This is a genomic window from Sphingobium sp. SJ10-10 (assembly GCF_036038995.2).
GTDB lineage: Bacteria > Pseudomonadota > Alphaproteobacteria > Sphingomonadales > Sphingomonadaceae > Sphingobium.
In genome coordinates, this window is the sequence record NZ_CP158132.1 from 600,602 (window position 1) to 624,706 (window position 24,105).

The 24,105-nt window shown below is 64.7% G+C and carries 23 protein-coding genes; 8 read left to right on the forward strand and 15 right to left on the reverse strand.

Going from position 1 to position 24,105, the window contains the following annotated elements:
• Window positions 1-5: 5 nt before the first annotated feature.
• Window positions 6-398, reverse strand: coding sequence for a copper homeostasis periplasmic binding protein CopC (copC, locus tag VVT58_RS02845; protein WP_327751828.1), 393 nt, complete (start codon window positions 396-398; stop codon window positions 6-8).
• Between the two features lie 142 nt (window positions 399-540).
• On the opposite strand from copC, the gene VVT58_RS02850 reads away from it, so the two are divergent.
• The 7 genes from VVT58_RS02850 to VVT58_RS02880 all read left to right on the forward strand — a co-directional run bounded on the left by VVT58_RS02850 (window position 541) and on the right by VVT58_RS02880 (window position 6,340).
• Window positions 541-807: a hypothetical protein gene (locus tag VVT58_RS02850; RefSeq protein WP_327751829.1), complete on the forward strand. Its 267-nt coding sequence runs from the start codon at window positions 541-543 to the stop codon at window positions 805-807.
• A gap of 3 nt (window positions 808-810) precedes the next feature.
• A complete protein-coding gene (locus VVT58_RS02855; protein WP_066558527.1) occupies window positions 811-1,251 on the forward strand; it encodes a periplasmic heavy metal sensor in 441 nt (146 codons plus the stop codon).
• Window positions 1,248-1,829, forward strand: a complete 582-nt coding sequence (locus VVT58_RS02860; RefSeq protein ID WP_327751831.1) for a sigma-70 family RNA polymerase sigma factor — start codon at window positions 1,248-1,250, stop codon at window positions 1,827-1,829. The genes VVT58_RS02855 and VVT58_RS02860 overlap by 4 nt, the downstream gene beginning before the upstream one ends.
• A 30-nt stretch (window positions 1,830-1,859) precedes the next feature.
• The gene (locus tag VVT58_RS02865) at window positions 1,860-3,614 is read left to right on the forward strand and encodes a copper resistance system multicopper oxidase (RefSeq protein ID WP_327751832.1); all 1,755 of its coding nucleotides are present in this window, start codon (window positions 1,860-1,862) and stop codon (window positions 3,612-3,614) included.
• Window positions 3,611-4,549 carry a copper resistance protein B gene (locus VVT58_RS02870; protein WP_327751833.1) on the forward strand — a complete coding sequence of 313 codons (939 nt, stop codon included), beginning with the start codon at window positions 3,611-3,613 and terminating at the stop codon, window positions 4,547-4,549. The genes VVT58_RS02865 and VVT58_RS02870 overlap by 4 nt, the downstream gene beginning before the upstream one ends.
• Before the next feature lie 110 nt (window positions 4,550-4,659).
• A protein-coding gene (locus tag VVT58_RS02875) for an IS5 family transposase (protein WP_351999964.1) occupies window positions 4,660-5,420 on the forward strand; the annotation gives its coding sequence in 2 pieces (ribosomal slippage) (window positions 4,660-4,987 and window positions 4,987-5,420; 762 coding nt in all).
• Between the two features lie 275 nt (window positions 5,421-5,695).
• The gene (locus tag VVT58_RS02880; protein WP_327754271.1) at window positions 5,696-6,340 is read left to right on the forward strand and encodes a copper resistance protein B; all 645 of its coding nucleotides are present in this window, start codon (window positions 5,696-5,698) and stop codon (window positions 6,338-6,340) included.
• Window positions 6,341-6,363: 23 nt separating this feature from the next.
• Here VVT58_RS02880 and VVT58_RS02885 read toward each other — a convergent pair whose 3' ends face one another.
• The 6 genes from VVT58_RS02885 to VVT58_RS02910 form a co-directional block, all read right to left on the reverse strand.
• Entirely contained in the window at window positions 6,364-7,509 is a 1,146-nt protein-coding gene (locus VVT58_RS02885) for a M20 aminoacylase family protein (protein WP_327754270.1), read from the reverse strand.
• On the reverse strand, window positions 7,506-8,000 hold the full coding sequence (locus tag VVT58_RS02890; protein ID WP_066524286.1) for an Lrp/AsnC family transcriptional regulator: 495 nt from the start codon (window positions 7,998-8,000) through the stop codon (window positions 7,506-7,508). The genes VVT58_RS02885 and VVT58_RS02890 overlap by 4 nt, the downstream gene beginning before the upstream one ends.
• Before the next feature lie 21 nt (window positions 8,001-8,021).
• The gene (locus VVT58_RS02895) at window positions 8,022-9,407 is read right to left on the reverse strand and encodes an aspartate aminotransferase family protein (protein ID WP_327754269.1); all 1,386 of its coding nucleotides are present in this window, start codon (window positions 9,405-9,407) and stop codon (window positions 8,022-8,024) included.
• Between the two features lie 139 nt (window positions 9,408-9,546).
• Window positions 9,547-10,623 (reverse strand): tartrate dehydrogenase, encoded by a 1,077-nt coding sequence (locus tag VVT58_RS02900; RefSeq protein ID WP_327754268.1) that lies wholly within the window; start codon window positions 10,621-10,623, stop codon window positions 9,547-9,549.
• A 103-nt stretch (window positions 10,624-10,726) separates the two neighbouring features.
• On the reverse strand, window positions 10,727-12,190 hold the full coding sequence (locus tag VVT58_RS02905) for an NAD-dependent succinate-semialdehyde dehydrogenase (protein ID WP_327754267.1): 1,464 nt from the start codon (window positions 12,188-12,190) through the stop codon (window positions 10,727-10,729).
• Window positions 12,187-13,059 carry a GNAT family N-acetyltransferase gene (locus tag VVT58_RS02910; protein ID WP_327754265.1) on the reverse strand — a complete coding sequence of 291 codons (873 nt, stop codon included), beginning with the start codon at window positions 13,057-13,059 and terminating at the stop codon, window positions 12,187-12,189. Before VVT58_RS02910 ends, VVT58_RS02905 begins: the two co-directional genes overlap by 4 nt.
• A 200-nt stretch (window positions 13,060-13,259) precedes the next feature.
• Between VVT58_RS02910 and VVT58_RS02915 the strand changes: the two genes are divergently transcribed.
• A complete protein-coding gene (locus VVT58_RS02915) occupies window positions 13,260-14,732 on the forward strand; it encodes an aldehyde dehydrogenase family protein (RefSeq protein ID WP_327754263.1) in 1,473 nt (490 codons plus the stop codon).
• Window positions 14,733-14,848: 116 nt separating this feature from the next.
• On the opposite strand, the gene VVT58_RS02920 is transcribed toward VVT58_RS02915, so the two are convergent.
• The 8 genes from VVT58_RS02920 to VVT58_RS02955 are packed head-to-tail and all read right to left on the reverse strand — an operon-like array spanning window position 14,849 to window position 24,099.
• Complete coding sequence (locus tag VVT58_RS02920) at window positions 14,849-15,979, reverse strand: FAD-binding oxidoreductase (protein ID WP_327754261.1); 1,131 nt, start codon at window positions 15,977-15,979, stop codon at window positions 14,849-14,851.
• The gene (locus tag VVT58_RS02925; protein WP_327754260.1) at window positions 15,979-17,349 is read right to left on the reverse strand and encodes an FAD/NAD(P)-binding oxidoreductase; all 1,371 of its coding nucleotides are present in this window, start codon (window positions 17,347-17,349) and stop codon (window positions 15,979-15,981) included. The genes VVT58_RS02920 and VVT58_RS02925 overlap by 1 nt, the downstream gene beginning before the upstream one ends.
• Entirely contained in the window at window positions 17,331-17,639 is a 309-nt protein-coding gene (locus VVT58_RS02930) for a (2Fe-2S)-binding protein (RefSeq protein WP_327754259.1), read from the reverse strand. Before VVT58_RS02930 ends, VVT58_RS02925 begins: the two co-directional genes overlap by 19 nt.
• On the reverse strand, window positions 17,636-19,468 hold the full coding sequence (locus VVT58_RS02935; RefSeq protein WP_327754258.1) for an ABC transporter ATP-binding protein: 1,833 nt from the start codon (window positions 19,466-19,468) through the stop codon (window positions 17,636-17,638). Before VVT58_RS02935 ends, VVT58_RS02930 begins: the two co-directional genes overlap by 4 nt.
• Window positions 19,465-20,286 carry an ABC transporter permease gene (locus VVT58_RS02940; RefSeq protein WP_327754257.1) on the reverse strand — a complete coding sequence of 274 codons (822 nt, stop codon included), beginning with the start codon at window positions 20,284-20,286 and terminating at the stop codon, window positions 19,465-19,467. Before VVT58_RS02940 ends, VVT58_RS02935 begins: the two co-directional genes overlap by 4 nt.
• Window positions 20,283-21,275, reverse strand: a complete 993-nt coding sequence (locus VVT58_RS02945) for an ABC transporter permease (RefSeq protein WP_066558488.1) — start codon at window positions 21,273-21,275, stop codon at window positions 20,283-20,285. Before VVT58_RS02945 ends, VVT58_RS02940 begins: the two co-directional genes overlap by 4 nt.
• Window positions 21,275-22,804, reverse strand: a complete 1,530-nt coding sequence (locus VVT58_RS02950) for an ABC transporter substrate-binding protein (RefSeq protein ID WP_327754256.1) — start codon at window positions 22,802-22,804, stop codon at window positions 21,275-21,277. Before VVT58_RS02950 ends, VVT58_RS02945 begins: the two co-directional genes overlap by 1 nt.
• Entirely contained in the window at window positions 22,804-24,099 is a 1,296-nt protein-coding gene (locus VVT58_RS02955; protein WP_327754255.1) for an FAD-binding oxidoreductase, read from the reverse strand. Before VVT58_RS02955 ends, VVT58_RS02950 begins: the two co-directional genes overlap by 1 nt.
• Window positions 24,100-24,105: the final 6 nt, after the last annotated feature.

Below are 24,105 nucleotides of genomic sequence, written 5' to 3' on the forward strand. Positions count from 1 at the left end.
CGTCCTTATTTGACCGAGAAGCTGACCTTGCCCGCGATCTTGTGCTGGTCTGCGCCGACAAGGTGCCAGTCGAGGTCATAATGGCCCGCCGGAAGGGCGCGGGGCAGGGTGACGGTCATGGTCTTGCCGTCGCCCTCGACCGCGGTCTTGAAGCCCTTGATCGGCATCGGCGCGTGGTTGGCCATGCCCGGCATGCCGGTCATGGTGAGGTCGACGCCACTCAGCGGAGCCAGCATCTTTTCGGAGAAGGTGAGGGTGAGCTTGGTCGGCTTGGCGACCGTCGCGCCCGCCGCCGGGGTGGAGGAAAGCAGCTTGGGATGCGCCATCGCCACGGAAGGCAGGGCGGCAAGCGCGATGGCGCCGGTGAAGAGGAGGCGGGTGAAGAGGATGCGACGCATGGAATTAATCTCCGAAACGGGTTGCGGTTAAGGGATATTACGCATCGAACTTTCCGATCCCTCGACTAGCGTGCATAAATTTTTGCATGAGGGGTTGGACGATACGGCGCGTATCTCCGGGTGAGCAATGGGAGTGTGAGTGATGAGCGACCTCGATCAGCTATTGGGCCATGTTCGCGCCCTACCGGCCGATCCGCGCCTGGAGACGATGGAAGCGGCGGTGATGGCGGGCCTCGCCTCTCGCCGTGAACGGGCCGTGGCCCGGCGCAGCCTGGCGCTGGCGGGAATCGTGGCGATCGGCATCGGCTGGGTCGGCAGCGTGGTGTCCGGCAGTCCGGCGCAGGCGGCATCGCGGCCGGTGATCATCGGCATGTCCGATTACGCGCCTTCGCGCTTGCTGGGGCAGTAAGCCATGAAGGGAGCAGCGCGATATGGGCTGGTCGCGCTGGTCGCTTTTGCGGCGGCGCTGGCCGCGGTGCTGGTGGCGCGGGTGTGGATCGCGCCCGAACCGCGGGTAGAGAGCGAGGTTCACGCCCTTATCCACCAGAAACTGAAGCTCGACGCCGCGCAGGAAGCCCGCATCCATGCTTTGGAGACCAATTTTGCCAAGCGGCGGGAGGCGATGGAGGCGGAAATGCGTGCCGACAACGCCCGGTTGGCGCAGGCGATCGCGGCGGAGCATGGCTATGGGCCGAAGGTGGGCGAGGCTGTCGACCGTTCGCATCATGTCATGGGGATGCTGCAAAAGGAGACGCTGAAGCATATCTTCGCGATGCGCGCCGTGTTGCGGCCGGATCAGGCGGCGCAGTTCGACGCCGCCATCGTCAAGGCTCTGACCCAGCCCGCGCGGTGAGCCATTCGCTCACCGAACGCGGCGACGCCGAACTGGCTGCGCTGGCGCTCGCCGGGCAGCAGAGCGCCTATGGCGAGCTGATGCGGCGGCATCGCGATGGCGTTTTCCGGCTGGCGCGGGGCCATGCGGGGGATGCGACCGAGGCGCTGGACATCACGCAGGAGACATTCATTTCCGCCTTCGCCGCGCTGGCCCGTTATGATGGGGCGCGGCCTTTCCGGCTGTGGATAGCGCGGATCGCGATCAACAAATGCCATGACTGGGCGCGGCGGCGGGCGGTGCGGCGTTTCTTCACCTTTGCCCGGCCGATCGAGGAAGCGGGAGTCGTGGCGGATGCTGCGCCGACGCCGGAGGAGGCGGTTCAGTCTCAGGCGGAACTGGCCCGGATCCATGCGGCGATTGCGGCTTTGCCGGGCAATCTCAAGGATGTGCTGGTATTGCGGGGGATCGAAGGCATAAGTCAGGCGGAGGCGGCGCAGATTTTGGGGGTCAGCGAGAAGGCCGTGGAAACCCGGCTCTATCGCGCGCGCAACAAATTGGCCGAACAGTTGAGGGATGGCGCGGCGGGGCGCGTATAGAGGGAAACAGTCCTTATTACAGAGCCATCCATGCCCCTTTCCCTTCCTGACGTCGATCGCCGTAGCCTCATTCGGGGGCTGGGCGGCTTTGGTGGCGCGCTGGCCCTGAGCCGGGTTTTTCCTTCCTGGGCGCAGAGCGGGACGGCGGGTCTTTCCCCGGCGCCCGGCGTGCTGAGCGGCGAGACGATCGCGCTGACCGTGGGGGAGAGTCATTTCTCCACCGGAGGGCGCTCGGCCCATGCGGTGATGATCAACGGCACGCTGCCCGCGCCGCTCATTCGCCTGAAGGAAGGGCAGAATGTTCGCCTGTCCGTCACCAACCGGCTCAAGGAAGATACGTCGATCCACTGGCATGGGCTGATCGTGCCTTTCCAGATGGACGGGGTGCCGGGCGTCAGTTTTCCGGGCATCAGGCCGGGCGAGACTTTCACCTATGAATTCCCGATCCGCCAGTCGGGGACTTACTGGTATCACAGCCATTCGGGCATGCAGGAGGCGGTCGGCCATTATGGACCGATCGTGATCGATCCCGCCGGAGTCGATCCGGTGGAAGCCACGCGCGAGCATGTGATCATATTGTCTGACTGGAGCCCGGTTCATCCGCATGTGCTGCTGAAGCGCCTCAAGCAGATGGGAGGCTATTTCAACATGCGCAAGCAGACACTGAGCGGGTTGCTGGCGGGGAAGGATCAGAGCGCGAAAGATCGCCTGGAATGGGGCGCGATGCGGATGGACCCGACGGATATTTCCGACGTCACCGGGTCGACCTACAGCTTCCTGGTGAACGGCCATGGCACGGCGGAGAACTGGACCGGCCTCTTCACGCCGGGCGAGCGAGTGCGGCTGCGGATCATCAATGCGTCGGCCATGACCAATTTCAACGTGCGCCTGCCGGGACTGCCGATGACGGTGGTCCAGTGCGACGGCCAGCATGTGCAGCCGGTCGAGACGGACGAATTCCAGATCGGCATAGCGGAAACCTACGACATCGTCGTCCAGCCGACCGAGGCGAAACCCTATGGTCTGATCGCGGAGGCGATCGACCGATCCGGGCTGGTGCGGGCTACGCTGGCGCCGCGTGTCGGGATGACGGCGGAGGTGCCTGCCGTGCGCGAGCGGCCGCTGTTGGGCATGAAGGACATGGGCATGGACATGTCCGGCATGGACATGGGGCAGGGCGGCGTTATCGACCTCAGCCAACCGGCCAATGAAAGCATGTCCGGCCATCAGATGAAGATGCGCGACAAGTCGGTCGCGCCGCAGGTGAAGATGGGGCCGGGCGTCGCCACCCTCTCGCCCATGCCCGCCGACCGGACCGCCGACCGGCCGACGGGGCTGGAGAATGTCGAGCATCGGGTGCTGACCTATGCGGACCTCAAGTCGCTGACTCCCAACAGCGACACGCGCACGCCGACGCGGACGCTGGACATCCACCTGACCGCGAATATGGAACGCTATATGTGGTCCTTCGACGGGGTGAAGCTGTCCGACGGAGCCGAGCCCATCCCCTTCCGCCATATGGAGCGGGTGCGGGTGAACCTGATCAACGACACGATGATGCCGCATCCGATCCATCTGCACGGCCATTTCTTCGAGCTGGTGATGGGCGCTGGCGAGCATAATCCGCGCAAGCATACGGTGAATGTACTGCCGGGGGGTAAGGTCAGCTTTGATCTCACCGCCGATGCGCTGGGGGATTGGGCATTCCACTGCCACATGCTGATGCACATGCACACCGGGATGATGCGCGTCGTAACCGTGCGGCATGGGGGAGATGCGGCATGAAGACCCTCGTTTCCGCCGCCGCGCTGTTGCTGGCCTCTGCTGCTTTCCCTGCTTTGGCGCAGGAACAGATGGACCACAGCCAGATGGATCATGGCGCCATGGAGGGCATGGATCACTCCACCCATCAGCCGCCCGCCGGGGAGGTCGCCGCAGATCCCCATGCCGGTCATGGCCAGCCTGCCGCCGATGATGACATCCCCAAGGGCACAGCCCCCCCGGTTCCTGCCGATCACGCTGCCGAAGCCTTTTACAGCCCCGCCGAAATGGACCGCGCCCGCGCCGCCATGCTCAAGGAAAGCGGCGGCATGACCTTCTCTCAGCTTATGCTCGACCGGCTGGAATATCGCATGGGCAAGGGCGCGGACGGCTATCATTGGGAAGGCGAGGGCTGGATCGGCGGCGACATCAACCGCCTTGCCTTCAAGACGGAGGGGGAAGGCGAAGTCGGCGGCGCGCTGGAACGCGCGGAGGTGCAGGCGCTCTACAGCCGGGCGATCGATCCCTGGTTCAACCTCGAAGCTGGCGTGCGCCACGACATTCGCCCCGATCCGCAGCGGACCTATGCGGTGGTGGGGATCGAGGGACTCGCACCCTATTGGTTCGAACTGGGCGCGCAGGCTTTCCTCTCGAACAAGGGCGATGCGCATCTGCGACTGGAGGGCAGCTATGACCAGCGCATCACCCAGCGCCTGATCCTGCAACCGGCGGCGGAGGTGAACATCGCGGCGCAGGATGTGCCGGAACTGGGCATCGGCTCGGGCCTTTCGGATGTCGAGCTGGGGCTGCGGCTGCGCTACGAATTCGCGCGCGAGTTCGCGCCCTATGTCGGCGTCAATTGGGAACGCAAGCTGGGTGATACGGCGCGCTTCGCCCGTGCCGAGGGAGAGCGGACAGAGGCCACCAGCTTCGTCATGGGCGTGCGCTTCTGGTTCTAAAGCAGATTCCGATCCGATTGCATCGGCTGGGCTGCTCTAGGGCGTAGTGACATTTTAGGGATTCACGTCGTCGCCGATTTGTGATTCACCACTGGCTTTTGGAGGCTGGTGTGGAAGGCGAAGTGCTTCGGGACGATCAATGGGAGCGGCTGCGTGAGTTCGTTCCGGGGGGACGCAAGGGCAAGCGCGGCCCGCGCAGTAACGGGCGTTTGTTTCTCGATGCGTTGCTTTGGCTGGCCCGGTCAGGCGGACGCTGGCGTGATCTGCCGGAGAAGTTCGGCCCCTATCAGACGGCCAAGCGGCGTTATTATCGCTGGGTCCAGCAGGGCGTGATCGACCGGATCTTCGAGGCCGTGTCGGATGATCCCGACATTGAGTGGCTGGCGATCGATGCGACTGTGATCCGCGCTCAGGCCCAGGCGGCTGGGGCACGGGTTAAAAGGGGGGCGCTCAAGCCCAGGCTCTCGGCCGCTCGCGAGGAGGGTTCGGCACCAAAGTACACGCCGTAGTCGATGCACTTGGCTTGCCGATCCGCTTCATCCTCGGCCCCGGTCAGCAGAACGACATGGCACCCGCCCATGATCTGATCCGCGGCATCCCGGCCGGCAAGGTTCTGGCTGACCGCGCCTACGATGCCGACAGCCTGCACGACCTCATCTACGAGCAAGGCGGCGAACCGGTCATCCCGCCTCGCCGCCATCGCAAATATCAGCATCCCTACGACCGCATCGCCTACAAACACCGCTGGGGCATTGAGGGCTTCTTCGCCAAGCTCAAACAATGGCGACGCATCGCCACCCGCTATGACAAGCTCGCCGCAAACTTTCTCGGCTTCGTCAAACTCGCCAGCATCATGCTATGGCTCAAATGATTAAATCGTCACTACAACCTAGCTTCTTGATGTAACGCATTTGCTTAGCAAAAAGCTCTAACGGGGCAGCTCACCGGTGGTTGCGGCACGATCTGCTGCCACCCGCTAGCAACTTGTCATGATCGACGGCGTGATGAGGCTCCTTCGTGCGCATGCGCCGTCCGGCGTCCCATAATCTCCCCCCACAATGACACAATATTCAGGGTAGATACGTGCGCTTCGCCTTATCAGGCTTCCTTTTTTGTGCCTGCGCCTTGTTGGCGGGCAAACCTGCGATGGCGCAGGACGATGCGGCGTCCCTCAGCGGCGGCTTCGACCTCATTGAGATGAGGACGGGAGATCAGGGCGACGCCTTCCTCTGGGACGGCAGCTTCTCCTATGGCGATTCCATCGATCAGGCGATGCTGGTGGTCCAGGGCGGCGGCGCGCTGGGCGGGCAGATCGATGAGGTGCAGGCGCGGCTCTTCTATGGCCGCACCATCGGAGAAAATATCGTGCTGCTGGTGGGCGCGCGCAAGGATTTCAAACCCCATCCCCGCGATATCCACGCCGTCATCGGCATCCAGGGGCAGATCGGATCGCGGCTTAGCTGGGAAAGCTATGCCTTCCTGTCCGATAAAGGGCGGCTGACGGGGGAAGCGCAGGTCATTTATGCCCTGCCGATCACGGAGCGGCTTTATCTGGAACCGCGCATCGCCGCAGGCTGGTCGGCGCAGAGCATCGATGCGGAAGCGTTGCGGCCGGGCTTCACCGAAGGGGAGGCGACGGTACGCCTGCGCTATCGCCTGACGGACAAGATCAACGCCTATGCCGGCGTGGTGCATGAGAGTCTGCTGGGCGAGACGCGGGCGCTGGCGCGGTCGCAGGGGGAGGCGGTGAAGTCGACGGTGGCGGTGGTGGGCTTCGGTTTCAGTCTTTAAACCATCTCCGCTGGAATGACGATTCAAGCCTTGGAGAGATGCTGCTCGACCAGTGCGACATGCAGGCGGATACCAAGGCCCAGCACATCGTCGTTGAAGTCGTAATGCGGGTTGTGCAGCGGCACTGATCCTTCGCGCCTTGCCTGGCCGAGCCAGATATAGGCGCCCTTGCAGGCCTGAAGCATGAAGGCGAAATCCTCCGATGTGAAGGCGGGTTCCGGCGCCAGTTGCGCGTTCCCTACGGTCGCAGCCGCCGCCAGCGCTTCCTGCGCCGCGTCCGCATCGTTGATGGTCGCCGGATAATAGCGGTCATAATCCACCGTCGCCGTCACATCATTGGCCATCGCCACGCCTGCCGTGATCTTGCGGATCGCATCCTCGATCACGTCCTGCACCACCGGATCGAAAGTCCGCACCGTGCCGACGACCTTCACCACCGCCGGGATCACATTATGCGTATGCCCGCCATGAATCTGCGTGATCGACAGAACCGCCGAGGAGGTCGCCGGAATCCGCCGCGCCACGATCGTATTGAGCTGCGACACAAGGGCAGCCGACGCAAGGATCGCATCCGGCGTATCCTGCGGGATCGCGGCATGGCCGCCACGTCCTTCCAGCGTGATCTCGAACTTGTCCGCCGCGCCCATGATCGGGCCGGGGCGGGTGGCGATGGTCCCGGCGGGCAGGTCCGGCCAATTGTGCAGCCCGAAAACCCGATCGCAGGGAAAACGGTCGAACAATCCCTCCTTCACCATCTCCCGCGCACCGCCCAGACCCTCTTCGGCGGGCTGGAAGAAGAAATTCACCGTGCCGTCGAAATGGCGGCTGCGCGTCAGATGCTGCGCCGCGCCGAGCAGCATCGCGACATGGCCATCATGGCCGCAGCCATGGAAGCTGCCCTCGGTCTTGCTGGCATAGGGCAGGTTGGTCTGCTCATGGATCGGCAGCGCGTCCATGTCGGCGCGCAGGCCGATGCTGCGCCCGGACGAACCGTTTTTCAGCACCGCGACGACGCCGGTGCCGCCGATCCCCTCATGCACCTCCAGCCCCAGCGCCCGAAGCTGCTCCGCGATCCGCCCGGCGGTGCGGTGTTCGCAGAAACCCAGTTCGGGATGCGCGTGGATATCGCGGCGAAAGGCAATCAGGGGTTCGAGCAGGTCGTCGATCATTTTTGCTCACCGAACAGATGCTGGATCGGATAATGATGTTTAATAAAGGGCGATTTGATCACGACATAGCTGAAATATTTTTCGATCCCATAGTCGCTTTCCAGCATCCCTTCGATGATCGACTGATAATGCGCCACGCCGCGCGTCACGAATTTCAGCAGATAATCATATCCGCCGCTGACCAGATGGCATTCGACGATCTCGTCCAGCTTGCGGATGCGGGTTTCGAAACGGGAAAAGTCCCCCGCCCGATGCTCGGTCAGGGTGACTTCGGTGAAGACGGTCAGAAACTCGCCCAGCTTGTGCAGGTTGATATGCGCGCCATAGCCGGTGATGTAGCCCGCCTTCTCCAGCCGTTTCACACGCGTCAGGCAGGGGCTGGGCGACAGGCCCACCGCATCGGCCAGCTCGACATTGGTGATGCGGCCGGATTGCTGAAGCTGCGTCAGGATCTTGAGGTCGATCCGGTCCAGTCTTGGCCCACCCAACATATGCCTTGCTCCCCCGTTTTCTTATCCCACCGCCGCACGAATATCCGCTTCTTCAAGCAGATCGTCCAGTGTCCTGCGAATGCGTGCGAAAATCTCATCCATTTCCGCGTCGGACGCGCAGAGCGCCGGGGCAAGGCCGATGATATTGTCGGGGAAAGACCTGAAAATGACGCCGTTCCTATAGCCTTGCGCGAACAGCCGGTCGGGAATCCTGAGCGCCGGGTCAAGGCGTTCCTTGGTCGCCTTGTCCGCCACCAGTTCGATCGCGCCGAGCAGGCCGCGACCGCGCGTGTCTCCCACCATCGGATGGTCGGCAAGGCCCGCCAGACCCGCGTCGAAGCGTTTGCCCACATTCTGGCCGTTGGCAAGGATGCCGCCGTCGATATAGAGGCGCAGCACTTCCAGACCCACGGCCGCGCTCACCGGATGGCCCGAATAGGTGAAGCCATGGCCGATGGCGAGTTCGGGCGCCGCGCCGTCCGCAATGCCCTGATAGATTTTATCCGACATCAGAAGCGCGCCCATCGGCACATAACCGGAGGTCAGCCCCTTGGCGAGCGTCATGAGATCGGGCGACACATCTTCCGTCTCGCAGGCGAACAGCGGCCCGGTACGGCCGAAGCCGGTGATGACTTCATCGACGACGAACAATATGTCCAGTTCGGTGCAGGTGTCGCGCATCGCCTTGAGCCAGCCCTTGGGCGGCACGATGACGCCGCCGGACCCCTGGATCGGTTCGCAGAAGAAGGCGGCGACATTGTCGGGCCCAAGTTCCGTCACCTTGTCCTTCAGTTGCTGGACGGAGCGGGCGATGATCGCGGCATCGTCGGTCAGGTCGCTGCGATAGGGATAGGGCGAAGGGATATGATGCTGCCAGGGGCGCGGCAGGTCGAAATTGCGGTGGAAATTCGCGAGCGCCGTCAGGCCGGAACCCGTTGTGCTGGAACCGTGATAGCCGCGTTCCAGTGCGATGAACTGCTTTTTGTCCGGACGGCCGGTCGCGTTGTAATAATGCACGATATAGCGGATGGCCGAGTCCACCGCATCGGACCCGCCCAGGGTGAAATAGACATGCTCAAGCCCCTCCGGGCTGAGGTCGACCAGCTTTTCCGCCAGCCGCACCGCCGGTTCCGACCCGAAGTGGAAATAGCCGGTGGCATAGGGCAGGCGGCGCATCTGCTCCGCCGCGGCCTCGACAATGCTTTCCTGCCCATAGCCGACATTGACGCACCACAGGCCGGCAAAGGCATCGAGCAGCTCGTTGCCGTCCATGTCCGTCAGCCACATGCCCTTGCCGCTTTGCAACAGGGTCGCGCCGCGCGCTTCATGGCCGCGGAAGGAAGTGACGGGGTGGATCAGGTGATCGCGGTCGATGTCGATCAGGGACCGGTTGGGAGTCAGCGTCATCAGGAAACTCGCGGTGTTGGTTATGGGATCAGACTATCCCGCGCCCGCGGTCGGATGCGCCAATTTGAAGAGGTGGATGGGAGGGACGCGGTTTTTTGAGGAAGCGGCGCAGCATTTTCTGCTGCGCCGCTTTAAGGCTTCAGGAAAGGACGTCAGCAATCGCCTTGCCGCACTCGACGGTGTTGGCCTTGCCCTTGAGGTCGCCGGTGCGCAGCGCCGGTTCCGCCAGCACAGTCTCCACCGCGCGCATGATCCCGGCGGCAGCTTCCGTTTCGCCCAGATGCTCCAGCATCATCGCCGCCGACCAGATCTGGCCGACCGGATTGGCTAACCCCAAGCCCGCAATATCGGGCGCGGAACCGTGCACCGGCTCGAACAGCGAGGGCGCGGTCCGATCCGGGTTGATATTGCCCGAAGGCGCAACCCCGATGGTGCCGGTGCAGGCCGGACCAAGGTCCGACAAAATATCCCCGAACAGGTTGGAAGCCACCACCACATCGAACCGATCCGGGTTCAGCACGAACTGCGCGGTCAATATGTCGATATGATATTTGTCATGGGTGACGGTCGGATAATTTTTCGCCATCTCCTCCACCCGTTCGTCCCACCAGGGCATGGTGATGGCGATGCCGTTGGACTTGGTGGCGGAGGTGACATGCTTGCGATCCCGCGTTGCCGCCAGCTCGAAGGCATAGCGCAGCACGCGGTCGGTGCCGTGGCGGGTCATCACCGTTTCTTGGATCACGACTTCGCGGGGCGTGCCGGGGAACATCTTGCCGCCGACCGAGCTATATTCGCCTTCCGTATTCTCGCGCACGACCCAGAAGTCGATGTCGCCCGGCTCACGGCCCACGAGCGGGCAGGGGACGCCGGGCATCAGCCGCACCGGGCGCAGGTTCACATATTGATCATATTCCCGCCGGAACTGGAGCAGCGATCCCCAGAGCGAGACATGATCCGGCACGGTATCGGGCCAGCCGACCGCGCCGAAGAAGATCGCGTCGGGATTGCCGATCTGCACCTTCCAGTCGTCCGGCATCATCTGGCCATGCCTGGCATAATAGTCGCAGCAGGCGAAATCGTGCCATTTCTGCTCGATGGTGAAGCCATAGAGGCTGGCTGCGCGTTCAAGGACGCGGATGCCCTCCGGCATGACTTCCTTGCCGATGCCGTCGCCGGGGATGACGGAGATGGAATAGTTGCGGTTGGCGGACATAGCCTGCTCCCGTTCGCCCTGAGCCTGTCTGTCGAAGGGCTGTTCTTCTTGAAGTAAAGTGCAGGGCTTCGACAGACTCAGCCCGAACGGAGGAGGGGGAGAGCTAAAGCTTCAGCCCACCGACATGGAAAGCCTTCGTCTCCAGATATTCCTCGATCCCCAGATGCGCGCCTTCCCGGCCGAGGCCGGACATCTTGACGCCGCCGAAGGGCGCCATTTCCATCGAGATGCCGCCGGTGTTGAGCGCCACCATGCCCGCTTCCAGCCGTTCCGCCACGCGGAAGGCGCGGTGGAGATTTTCGGTGTAGAAATAGGCGGCGAGGCCATAGCTGGTGGCGTTGGCGAGTTCGATCCCTTCCTCCTCATGGGTGAAGCGGAACAGCGGCGCGACGGGGCCGAAGGTTTCCTCTTCGGCCAGCCGCATGTCGCGGGTCGCGCCGGTCAGCACGACAGGCGTGGCGAAGCGTTCGCCGGTCGCGCCATCGGGCGCCTTTGCGAAGATTTTGGCGCCATGAGACAGGGCGTCCTCGACATGGGCGTTGACCTTGTCGACGGCGGCGGCGTTGATCAGCGGGCCGATGGTGCTGCCCGGCTGGTCGCCCGGCGCGACCCTGAGCGCGGAGACGGCCTTGGCGAGCTTTTCGGCAAAGGCTTCGTACACGCCGCCCTGCACCAGGATGCGGTTCGCGCAGACGCAGGTTTGGCCCGCGTTGCGGAATTTGCTGGCCATGGTGCTGGCGACGGCGAGGTCGAGATCGGCATCGTCGAACACGACCAGCGGCGCATTGCCGCCCAGCTCCAGGCTGAGCCGCTTGATGGTGTCGGCGGACTGGCGCATCAGTAGCGCGCCGACGCGGGTTGAGCCGGTGAAGGAGAGTTTGCGCACGACGGGGCTGCCCGTCATCACGCCGCCGATGGCGGCGGCATCGCCGGTCAGCATGTTGATGACGCCCGCCGGGAAGCCTGCTTCCTGCGCGAGTTTCATCAGCGCCAGCGCGGTATAGGGGGTCAGTTCCGACGGCTTGATGACCACGGGGCAGCCTGCCGCCAAAGCGGGCGCGCATTTGCGGGTGATCATCGCCGCCGGGAAGTTCCAGGGCGTGATCGCGGCGGAGACGCCGACCGGCTCCTTCATCACCAGGATGCGGCGATTGGCTTCGGGCGCGGGGACGATGCCGCCCTCGACGCGGCGTGCTTCCTCAGCGAACCATTTGATGAAGCTGGCGGCGTAGCGGATTTCGCCTTCGGATTCCGCGATCGGCTTGCCCTGCTCGGCGGTCATGATCCGGGCGAGGTCGGTGATATTGTCCAGGACCAGCGCGTGCCAGCGTTCGAGCAAGGCGGCGCGTTCCGCGGCGGTTTTCGCGCGCCAGGCGGGATAGGCGGCTTCCGCCGCGGCGATGGCGGCCTGCGTGTCGGCCTCCCGGCAGTCGGGTACGGTGCCGATGATCGCGCCGGTGGCGGGATTGTCGACCGGCAGGGTTCCGCCGGCCTGAGCGCCGACCCATTCGCCCCCGATAAAGGCGCGTTCGATCAGCAGCGAGGGGTTGTTGAGCGAGAGTGTCATCCGAGAGCCTGTGTGGTGAGGGAGAAGGTCTTGACCGGAGCGTTAGCATCGATGGGCTTGCCGCGCACCATCCGCATGACGCGGCCGACGCAGGGCAGGCCCAACTCATCAAGCCAGCCGCCCAATCCGCTTTCCTCCGGCACGTCGAGCCGGCAGAACATGCCGCTGTTCGATCCGAGCCAATGCGAGATCAGCGCTTTTGCCCCGCCCGTGTCGGGCGCGATGGTCGGCCCGACCACATAGCCCCGCCCGAAGCGGCGGAAGAGGGCGAAACCGACCGGCTCATTGCTGCGCGTCAGCACCACCCCCTGCGCACCGGGGACCAGCGCGTCCAACAGCGCGTCGCGGTTCATGCCGGTCGCCTGCCGGGCGAGATCGCGCAGCACATCCATGTCCTTGCTTCCGAGCGGACGGACGCGCTCGTCGGGGATGAGTTCGGCCATCGGGACCGCGAAGGCCGCGCCCTGATGCTGGAACACGGGCCCGACCGGCTCGAAACCCAGCTTGCGGTAGAGCGGCGCGCCTTCTTCGGTGGCGTTCAGCATCACCGTGCGATCGCCCAGATCGTGCAGCACCGCATCCATCAGACGACGGCCGATCCCCAGGCCTTGCGCCTTGGGCGAGACGATCACCATGCCCAGAGTCGCGGCGTCGTCGCCATAGAGCCAGGCCATGGCGGTGCCGACCACTTCCCGTTGATGGTTCGGGCCGTCCCGCTCCGCCACATAGCCGAAGCCGAGCTGGAACAGCATCTCCCAATCCTCGATCCGGTGCGGCCATTTCTGTTCGTGGGAAAGGTCGTGGGCGGCGGCCAGATCCTCTGCGGTCATGCGCCGCAGGTCCACCATCGCCTCTATGCCTGTCGCCATGCGTCTTGCTCCTTGGCGGGAAGGGAAACCGCCTTTGGTCATGAATCAGTGATCCGGACATTAGGGGACGCTGCCAAGCATTGGCTGCCGCCTTCGCGTTTTTTTTGGAAGAATATCGCGCAGTCTTTCCGGCGCAACTGCAACAAATGCCGCCGCGCTACCCTATTTTACTGCGCAGGCGCGTAGCAGGAGATTATGCCGTGGACGGTTTCAACCCCGATCTCATCAGTCTGGCCAAGGCCAACAACTTCATCGGCGGCCGCCGGGTCGAAGGGCGGGGCCAGGCGATCACGGTACGGCGGCCTTCGGATGGGCGGGTTCAGGCGGAACTGGATAGCGTGGACGCAGGGCAGTTGGCCGAGGCAGTGGAAAATGCGCAGGCCGCTTACAAGAAAAGCGGCTGGGCGCAGACCGACCCGCGCGGACGGATGAAAGTGCTGCGGCGCTGGGCCGATCTGATCGAGGCGGATGCGGCCAATCTGGCGCCGCTGGAAGCGCTGGGTTCGACCCGTACGATCAACGAGATCAACGCCTGGGACTTGAGCTACACCGCCGAAACGATCCGTTTCTTCGCGGAATGGACGGACAAGGTTGGCGGCGAAGTGGCGGCTACGACACCGGACAAGCTGGGGCTGACCATCACGGAACCCTATGGCGTGGTGGCGGCGATAAGCCCATGGAACCTGCCGCTGGTGATGGCGGGCTGGAAGATCGCGCCGGCCATTGCGGCGGGGAACAGCGTCGTCCTGAAGCCTTCGGAGATGACGCCTTTCAGCATCGTGCGCCTGGCGGAACTGGCGATCGAGGCTGGTCTGCCCGCAGGCGTGTTCAATGTCGTGCAGGGCGATGGGCGCTCGGTGGGCGATCCGCTGGTGCGGCGGCCGGAAGTCGCGAAGGTGACTTTTACCGGGTCCACCCTGACGGGGGCTGCCATCATGGCGGCCTGCGCGGAAACCGGACCCAAGCCGGTGACGCTGGAACTGGGGGGCAAGAGTCCGCAGATCGTCTTTGCCGATGCCGGGCTGGATAAGGCTGCGGCTATTGTGGCGCGGGCGATCACGCTCAATGCCGGGCAAGTCTGCGTGGCTGGTTCGCGGCTGCTGGTGCAGGAAAAGGTGGCGGATCAGGTGATCGACCGGGTGGTCGCTGCCTTCAACGCGCATAAGGCGGGGCCGACCTGGCGCACGGATACGACTTTGGGGCCGATCATTTCCGAAGGGCAGCTCGACCGGATGGACGGCATCGTGAAGCGGGCCATATCCGAAGGCGCCGAAGTCCTGGCCGGTGGTGGACGGGCGACTGCGCCGCAGGAGGGCAGCTATTTCGCGCCGACGCTGCTTGGGCGTGTCGATCAGAAGAGCGAAGCCGTGCAGGGCGAGATTTTCGGGCCGGTGCTGACGGTGCAGACCTTTGCCGATGAGGAAGAGGCCTATGCCCTCGCCAATGACAGCGATTATGGGCTGGCGGCGGGCGTGCATACCGGCGATGTGGCGCGGGCGCTGAGGGCTACGCGGTCGCTGGAGGCCGGGACGGTGTGGGTTAACCGCTATGGGCGGAGCAATGACTTCATCCTGCCGACGGGTGGGTATAAGCAGTCGGGGATCGGGAAGGATTTGGGGCGTGAGGCCTATATGGCGAACCTCAAGACCAAGACGGCCTTGATCGAGTTCTGATTTTCCTCGTCATTCCCGCGAAGGCGGGAATCCATCTCCCAGCCTATCCTTTGGACGTGAGGTCAGGAGATGGATCCCCGCCTTCGCGGGGATGACGGAGTAAATATTAGAGAGGCTTATTCCGCGAAACGCCCAATCTGGTAAGGCTCCATCGGAATATCCGTCGCGCCTTTGGCGATGATTTCCGCCATCGTCTCGCCCACGCCGGGGCCGATCTGAAAGCCAGCGCCGGAAAAACCGAAGGCATAATAGAGCCCGCTGGTCGTCGCGCTCGGTCCCATGACGGGTTGGCTGTCGGGCATATAACCCTCGATCCCCGACCAGACGCGGATGATGTTGAGCTTGCCGAGCGCAGGCGCCAGGCGGCGGATTTGCTTGAGCTGACTCAGCGTATTCTGCGGCAGCACATAGGCGCGATACGCATCCGGATAGGAAGGCCCACGCGTGCTGCCGCCCAGCACGATATTGCCGCGCGCGACCTGCCGGAAATAGACGGTTTCCTCCTCCAGTGGCGTCATGACGCCGACAGCGGGGTGGATCGCATAGGGCACCGGCTCGGTGACGCTCATATTCGGCCCTTTGGGGACGATGGGCACCGGCTCGCCAAATTGCGAGGACAGCGCATTGCCCCAGGCGCCTGCCGTGATCAGCAATATCGGTGCGCGGAATTTGCGACCATCCTCGGCGGTGACAAGGAAATCCTCGCCCATCTTCTGCGCATCCACGATCTTGGTGTTTTCGTGAATGGTCGCGCCCATGCGCTGCGCCGCCCGCGCAAAGGCTGGCGCGGCGAGGCGCGGATTGGCATGGCCGTCCATCGCGGAATACGACCCCGCCAGCACATCGGCCCCGAAAAAGGGAAATTTCGCCCGCAGCGCGTTGCCTGTCAGCAGTTCGAGGTCCAGCCCCTCAAGCCGCGCCTTGTCGGCATAATCCTCCATCGCGCCGACCAGCTCGGGCCGGTCGCGATAGCAGACGCGGATATGCCCCGACTGGAGATATTCCACATCCGCGCCCAGCAATTCCCGCGACTTGCGCCAGATGGCGATGGCGCGATTGGCGAGCGGAAGTTGGTGCAGCGCACGCCCCTGCCGCCGCACATTGCCGAAATTGGTGCCGCTCGCCTGCCGCCCGATCAGGTCGGTTTCCAGCAGCGTGACCGACAGCCCATGGCCGCGCAGGAACAGGGCGGCGGAGCTGCCCATCAGGCCGCCGCCCACGATGATGACGTCGCTTGCCCCGCTCATTATTCTTCTCCGATGGCGATGGGCAGGGGTTTGACCGGCGCTTGCCCGCGCAGACGGCCGACCTGCTGGACCGGGATATTGGCTTCGGCGGCGATGAGTTCGGCTGCGGCCAGACCACAATAGCGCCCCTGACAACGCCCCATGCCCACGCGGCTGAAGGCTTTGGCGCGATTGGCTTCGATCGCACCAGTTTCGCGCATCACCGCGCGCAAATCGCCCGCGCTGACAGCTTCGCAGCGGCAGACGATCGCCTCGTCGGGCAGGGCGGCGGCTTGGTTGGCGGGCCAGGGAAAAGCCTTGGCCAGGCCACGCGCAAACTTCGCATAGTTCGCCACGTCGCGCCGCAGCGCCGTCATCTCGCCGCGGTCCACCGCCAAGCCGAGATCGGAGAGCGCGGCCAGGGCGGCCAGCTTCCCGCTCGCCTCCGCCGAACGCGCGCCGAGGATTTTCGCGCCGTCGCCCGCCAGATAGACGCCCGCCGTGCTGGCTCGCCCATCCTGGTCGCGCTTGGGAAGCCACTGATGCGTCCCCGCGTCGAAGGCGAATTCGCAGCGCGCCAGATCGGCCAGTTGGGTTTCGGGACGGAGGTGGTAGCCGACCGCCACCGCATCGCAGGCAATCCTCCTCTCCTCACCCGAAGCGGTGCGGAAGCGGACGCCGTTCACGCCGTTGTTCGCGTCGCCCATGATCTCTACGGGGGTGATCTGGTGGAGCACGGGAACGCCCGCTTTGCCGATCTTGCGCGTGAGCTGGATGCCGTTCCACAGCACCGAAGGCATGGCGAGAAGGTTGGGCAGCGCCTTGATCCGGGCGCCCGCCGGGGAGGTGTCGAGGACGGCGGCGACCTTTGCCCCGGCCTCGACATATTGCGAGGCGACGAGATAAAGCAGCGGCCCGGACCCCATGAACACCACTTCATGCCCGATCGACACGGCCTGCGACTTGAGCGCCACCTGCGATCCGCCAAGGCTGTAAGTGCCCGCAAGATTCCAGCCCTTGACCGGCATCAGCCGATCCGTCGCGCCGGTGCAAAGGATCAGCGCATCATAGGGCAGCGTGTCCTGAACATGGCCGCAAGCCGTCCAGACCTGGCGGTCGGCAATGTTCCACACCAATGTTTCCGGCCGATAGTCGATCTGCCCCTTCAGCGCATCGAAACTGTCGTGCAACGCCTTCGCCCGCCCGGCCTCGGTGCCGTAGAGCTTCTCATAGGGCCGCGTGAAATTATCCGGCTGACGGCGGTAGATCTGCCCGCCAGCGCGCCGCGCCTCGTCGATGACGATGGGGCGAAGGCCTGCCTTCACCACCGCTTCCGCCGCCCGCACGCCGGATGGCCCTGCGCCGACGATGATTATGCGTGGTTCGGCCATGTCGCCTCCGGCTGGCTGGTGAGGATGCGCTGGCCCGCAGCCGCGAGCGTGGAGCAGGCGCGCAGGCGGTCGCCGCCCTCCGTCCACACCCAGCAATCCTGACAGGCGCCCATCAGGCAGAAGCCTGCGCGGCGGCCATCTCCGAACTCCGACTGGCGCAGCGTGCCGCCGCAGCTGAGCAGCGCGACCATCAGCGTGTCGCCTTCCAGCGCCGTCACCGGCTGGCCGTCGACATGCAGCGTGACCGGAGGACGATCGGTTTCCCCCAGACGAACGAAGCGCCCGCTCATGCGGCGACGCCCTGGACTTGCGTCAAAGTTTCTTCTCCATGGTGGCATAGGATGCCGTTGCCCTTGGACAGCTTGTGGCGCGGCGGTGGCGTGACGTTGCACAGCCCGTCGATCCGCGCCGGGCAGCGGGGCAGGAAACGGCAGAGGTTAGGTTCATCGGCTGATGCGCCGATCGGGGGAAGCGAACGGCCTGCGCCGCTTTCCTCCAGCCAACCGGCGCGCATTTCCGGGACGGAGCCGATCAGCAGGTCGGTATAGGGGTGGAAGGGTGCGGCACGGAACGCCTCCCGCTTGCCCATGTCCACCATCGTGCCCGAATAGAGGACGAGTATGTCGTCGCAGATGGCGCGCACGGTCGAGATGTCGTGGCTGATGAACATATAGGCGACGCCCAGTTCCTTGCGCAGCTCCGCCATCAGGTCGAGGATCGCCGCGCCCACAACCGTATCGAGCGCCGACGTCACCTCGTCGCAAAGGATCAGTTCGGGGTCGGCTGCCAAGGCGCGGGCGAGGTTGATGCGCTGCTTCTGCCCGCCCGACAGTTCGCCGCAGCGGCGGTCGATCACCGAGGCGGGCAGGCGGATCAGGTCGAGCAGTTCCAGCACCCGAAGGCGCGCCGCATTCCCTTTCAGGCCATGATAGAAGGTCAGCGGGCGGGACAGGATATTGCCCACCGAATGGGCCGGGTTGAGCGCGGTGTCGGCATTCTGGAACACCAACTGGATGCGCCGGAACTGGTCGCGGCTGCGGCCTTTGAGGCCCGGCGGCAAAGGCTCGCCGTTCAGCAGAACCTCGCCCTGCGCGGGGGGCAGCAGGCCCGCAATGACGCGTGCCATGGTGGACTTGCCCGATCCGGATTCTCCGATCACGCCCAGAGTGGCGCCGCGCTCCATGCGCAAGTCGATGTCGCGCAATACCGGAATGCGCGGGCGGCCATCCTTGCCGATCTTGCCATAGCCCGCCGTCAACCCACGGATTTCGAGCAAGGGCGCGGCGGGTAGGTCGGCTTGGCTGGGCGCCGGGCGCACGGCGGGCCGGGCGGCGGCCATCAGCGTCTTGGTATAGTCGTCGGCGGGACGATGCAGTATCTGATCCGCCGCGCCTTTTTCCCGGATACGGCCCTGGTTCAGCACCACGATCTGATCCGCCATCTGCGCGACCACGGCCAGATCGTGCGACACATAGATGGCCGTCGCGCCGCGCTCCAGCACCACCGCCTTGAAGGCGCGCAGCACCTCGATCTGGGTGGTGACGTCGAGCGCGGTAGTCGGCTCGTCCAGGATTACCAGCTCAGGATCGGTGACGAGCGCCATCGCCGCCATCAGCCGCTGCAATTGCCCGCCCGAAAGCTGGTGCGGATAGCGCGAGCCGATGGTGTCGGGGAAGGGCAAAGCCAACGCACGAAACAGCTCGATCGCCTTCTTCTGAGCCTCCGCGCGCGACATGAGATTGTGGATCAGCGCCGGTTCGATCACCTGATCCATGATCGTGCGGGAAGGGTTGAAGGCGGAGGCGGCCGACTGCGCGATATAGGCGATGCGGTTACCGCGCAGGGCGGCGAGGCCTCTGGCGTCGAGCGAGAGGATTTCGGACTCGCCCACGCGGATGGTGCCGCCAGCGATCTTCGCACCGGGCCGGGCATGGCCGAGCAGGGTGAGCGCTATGGTCGTCTTGCCCGAACCGGATTCCCCGATCAGCGCCAGCACTTCACCCCGCTTCAGGGCAAAGTCGATCTCGCTGACGATGGGGAAGACCTCGCCCGCCGCATTGCGGGCGGTGACGCGCAGACCCCTGACCTCGACATGGGCTTCTTCGACATGATCGGTCATGCGCGCTTCCCCTTCAGCCCGTCGATCAGCAGGTTGACGCTGACGGTCAGCGTCGCGATCGCAATGGCGGGCACCAATATGGCGGGGGCGCCTTCGCCAAGGCCCGAGATATTCTCACGCACCAGCGAGCCCAGGTCCGCATCCGGCGGCTGCACGCCAAGGCCCAGGAACGACAGGCCCGACAGCAGCAGCACGATGAACACGAAGCGCAGCCCGAAATCCGCGAGCAGCGGGTGGATCATGTTCGGCAATATTTCCTTCCACGCGAGGTGAAAGCGCCCTTCGCCTCGGGCGCGGGCGACCTGCACATAGTCCATCTGCACGAGGTTCACCGCCAGCGCTCTGGCGATGCGGTAATTGCCCGGCACATAGGTTACAGCGGCGATCAGCAGCAGCAGCCCCAGCGAGGAGCCGAACGCCGCCACCAGAACCAGCGAGAAGATCTTGGACGGGATCGAGATCAGCGTGTCCATGAAGCGCGACAGCGGCTCGTCCACCTTCGGCCCGCCCACGGCTGCGGTCAGCGCAAGGGCGGTTCCAGTAGCGCTCGCCAGCATCGCGGCGGCGGCGGCAAGGCCCACCGTATAGCGCGCTCCCGACAGCAGGCGGCTCAGCACATCGCGGCCGAGATAGTCGCTGCCCAGCCAATGCTGCGGCGACATGCCGTCGAACACGTCATAGGCGACGAAAGCGCCGACCGGATAGGGCGCCAGCATCGGCCCGAAGACCGCGACGGCCAGCCAGAAGAGGACGAAGATCAGCCCGATCTTGGCGGACAGCGGAAGGGCTTTGGCCCAGCGGAGGGAGGAAGCGGTCATTGGGCTCGCAGCCTGGGGTTGGCGAGGATGGCGGTGACGTCCGCGATCAGCATGAGGATGAGATAGGCGGCGCAGAAGATCATGGCGCAGGCTTGCAAAAGCGGCATGTCGCGGCTGGTGACGGCGTTCACCATCAGGCTTGCGAGACCGGGATAGTTGAAGATGGTCTCGACGATGATCGCGCCGCCCAACAGGTAGGAAAGGCTGAGCGCCATCGCATTGACGATCGGCGCGACCGCGTTGGGCATGATGTGCCTGAGCACCACCCGCACCGGAGCCACGCCCTTCAACACCGCCATTTCGACATAGGGGCGGTCCATCTGGTCGATCACGGCGGCGCGGGTCATGCGGGCCATCTGGGCGATGACGACGATGCTTAAGGCAAGGATCGGCATGGCCGCGCCGCGCAGATAATCGCCCCAGCTCATATCGTCCGCGACCAGCGCAATGGAGGGCAGCCAGCGCAGCTTCACCGAGAAGATCAGAACCGCCAGCGTCGCCACCAGAAATTCCGGCACCGCGACCATGGAGAGGGTCGAGATATTGAGCGCCCTGTCGAGCTTGCCGCCCCGGTTCATCGCGGAACCGATGCCGATGGAAAGCGCCACCGGCACCGCGACCAAGGCGCTGAGCGCCGCCAGCAGCAGGCTGTTAGGCAGGCGGCTGGAGATGACTTCGGATACGGGCAGATTGGCGACCAGCGACTGGCCGGGATCGCCGCTCACCATGCCGCTTAGCCAGCTTACATAGCGTTCATGCGCGGGCCGATCGAGGCCCATGTCATGGCGCAGCGCGGCGACCTGCTCAGCGGTGGCGCTTTGGCCCAGCGCCTCCTGCGCGGCGTCGCCGGGGAGGAGTTGCGCGATGGTGAAGACCACCAGCGACACCAGGAGCAATGTCAGGAGCGACGAGGCAAAGCGCTTGCCAATCAGCGCAAGCGCCGCCTTCGCGCCGGAAGAGGAGGATGGAGATGAAGAATTGGGCGCCATCAGCCTTCCCACCACACATGTTCGGCAAATTGATAGCCCATGAGGCCGCCTGTCGACATGGATTGCAGTCCCTTCAAACGCCGGTCGTAACCGTCGATCAGACTGATGAAGACCGGGATGGCGACGCCGCAGCGATCATGCACCAGCCCCTGCATTTCGCCGTAAAGCTGCTTGCGGCGGGCCTGATCCGCTTCGCCCCGCGCTTCGATGAGCAGCCTGTCGAAATGCGGGTTCTTCCAGCCGGACTCGTTCCAGTCCGCGTCGGACTTGTAGAAGAGGCTGAAGACGAGGTCGGCGGTCGGGCGCGGGTTGGTGTTGCCGAAGGTCAGCGGGTGCTTCATCCAGTGGGTCGACCAATATCCGTCGCCCGGCACCCGGTTCACCGCCAGGTTAAGCCCGACGCGCGAGCCATATTCCTGCATGATCGACGCCATGTCGACGGAGCCATCCGCCGCCGGGGAGGCATAGACGGGCAGTCGCACGCCGCTGAGCCCGGCGCGCTGAAGGTGCCATTTCGCCTTGTCGAGATCGAGCGATGTCTGCGGCAGGTCGGCGCGATAATAGGGATGGAAGGGCGGGATTGGATGGTCGTTGGCGATGGTCGCATAGTCGCGATAAAGCGCCCGCTTGATCAGCGGCCGGTCGACCAGATATTTCATCGCCGCGACGAAATGGGGATTGTTCGTCGGCGCGCTGTCCTGCCGCATGATGAGGTTGGTGTAGAGACCGGACTTGCTTTCCAGCAGCGCATGGCGGCTGGAGGCGCGGACACGCTTGGTCGATCGTGGATTGACCGCGATGATGAGGTGCACGTCGCCCGACAGCAGCGCATTGACCCGGCTGACCTCGTCGGGGATGCCGATCAGTTCGATCTCTTCCAGATAGGGCTTGCCGTTGCGCCAGTAATTTGGGTTGCGCCGGGCGAGCGTGCGCACGCCGGGGCGGAACTGGGCGCAGCGATAGGGGCCGGTGCCGTTGGCGCTGTGGAAATCCTTCGTCCCTGCGCGCAGGATCAGGAAATGCGACTGGGCGAGGATGGTCGGCAAGTCGGCATTGGGGCCGGTCAGGCGGATCGTCAGGTCCAGCGGGCCGGTTGCTTTCACTTCCGCGAACTGTTCGGCAATGGTCGCCATTTTGGAGCCGGTCGCAGGATCCTTGTGCCGCTGGAGCGACCAGGCCACATCCTTCGCGTTCAGCGTCGCGCCATCATGAAAGGTCACGCCCCGGCGCAGGCGGACATGCCAGTTTTGCTGGTCCTTGCTCTCGATCCGCTCGGCCAAAGCGGGGCGGGGGATCAGGTTGCGGTCGAGCTGGGTCAGCCCGTTATAGAACATATAGTGCCGCACATAGTCGGTCGACAGCGCGCCCTTGGCCGGATCGAGCGTGTCGGCGGTGGAGCTGGAAAGGCTCGCCACGCGGATGCGCCCGCCGATGCGTGGCCGGGGCGCCGCGAGCGCGGTTTCGGGCAGCAGCAATCCTGCCCCCAGCGCGCCCAGCATGTTCCGCCGGGAAAAGGAGAAATCGTCCATCAATGGATCACGTCCTGCCATTTATACCACAGGCCGACGATCGGCAGGAACCAGGGCTTGCCGAAATGGCCGGGCACGCTCGGCCAGGCGAGGCCGTCCCACGGATTGGCGGATTTCTCTCCACCCATTACCCGCGCCATCATCTGGCCCATATAGGTCGCCATCTGCACGCCATGGCCGCTATAGCCCATGGAATAGAAAAGCCCGTCCTGCTCGCCCGCGCGCGGCAGGCGGTCGGCGGTCAGGTCCACCATCCCGCCCCAGACATGATCGACGCCCACGCCCTTCAGCGCCGGGAAGATTTCAGCCATCGTCTGTTCGAGGATGTGCCCGCTTTTCAGGTCGGAGCGCGGATCGCTGATCGCAAAGCGCGCCCGCCCGCCGAAGATCAGCCGGTCGTCGGCAGTCAGGCGGAAATAATTGCCGATATTCTTGCTGGTCACATAGTTGCGCCGTCCGGGCAGCAGCCTGTCGATCAGCCCATTGTCGAGCGGTTCGGTCGCGATGATGAAGCTGCCCACCGACACGATCCGCCGCCGGAAGAAGCCGAAGGGCGCGGCGGCAGGCGCTCCGCCGGTCGCGACCAGCACCTGATCGGCCACGACCTGTCCCTTGGGCGTCGTCACCCGCCAGCCCCCAACCCCGTTGCTGCCCAGCCGATCCAGTCCGGTGACTTCGGCATTTTCATAGATTTTCGCGCCCGCCCGCGCCGCCGCTTCCGCGAGACCCACGCCGAAGCGCCCCGGATGCAGTTGCGCGCTGGTCGTCTGGATCAGCGCGCCGTGAAAGGCGTCCGATCCCACTTCGTCGCGGATGCGCTCCGGCGGCACGAGGCGGACATTCTTATCCACCTCGCGGACAAGCAGGTCATGGGCGCGGACCAGCTTTTCATAATGTTTCGGCTTGGCGGCGAGCTTCACCCGGCCGCAGCGGTTGAAGGCGCAATCAATGCCTTCCTCCGCCACGATCCGCTCGACCATATCCACCGCGTCGCAATGGGCGCGATAATAGGCCTTGGCGATGTCCTTGCCGAAGCGGGCGGAGAGGGCGCCATAGTCATGGGCCGTGCCGTTATTGCACTGGCCGCCATTGCGACCCGAAGCCTCTCCGACAACATGCCCCGCCTCCAATAGCACGACGCTCGCGCCGCGCTTGGCCAGCGCCAGCGCCGCCGAAAGCCCGGTAAAGCCGCCGCCGATAATGGCGACGTCAGTCTTGCCTTCGATCGCGCCTTGCGCCCCGCCGGTGAAGGCGGGGGCACTTGCGAGCCAGTAGGAGAGGGGGGAGGCGCGCATCGCTGG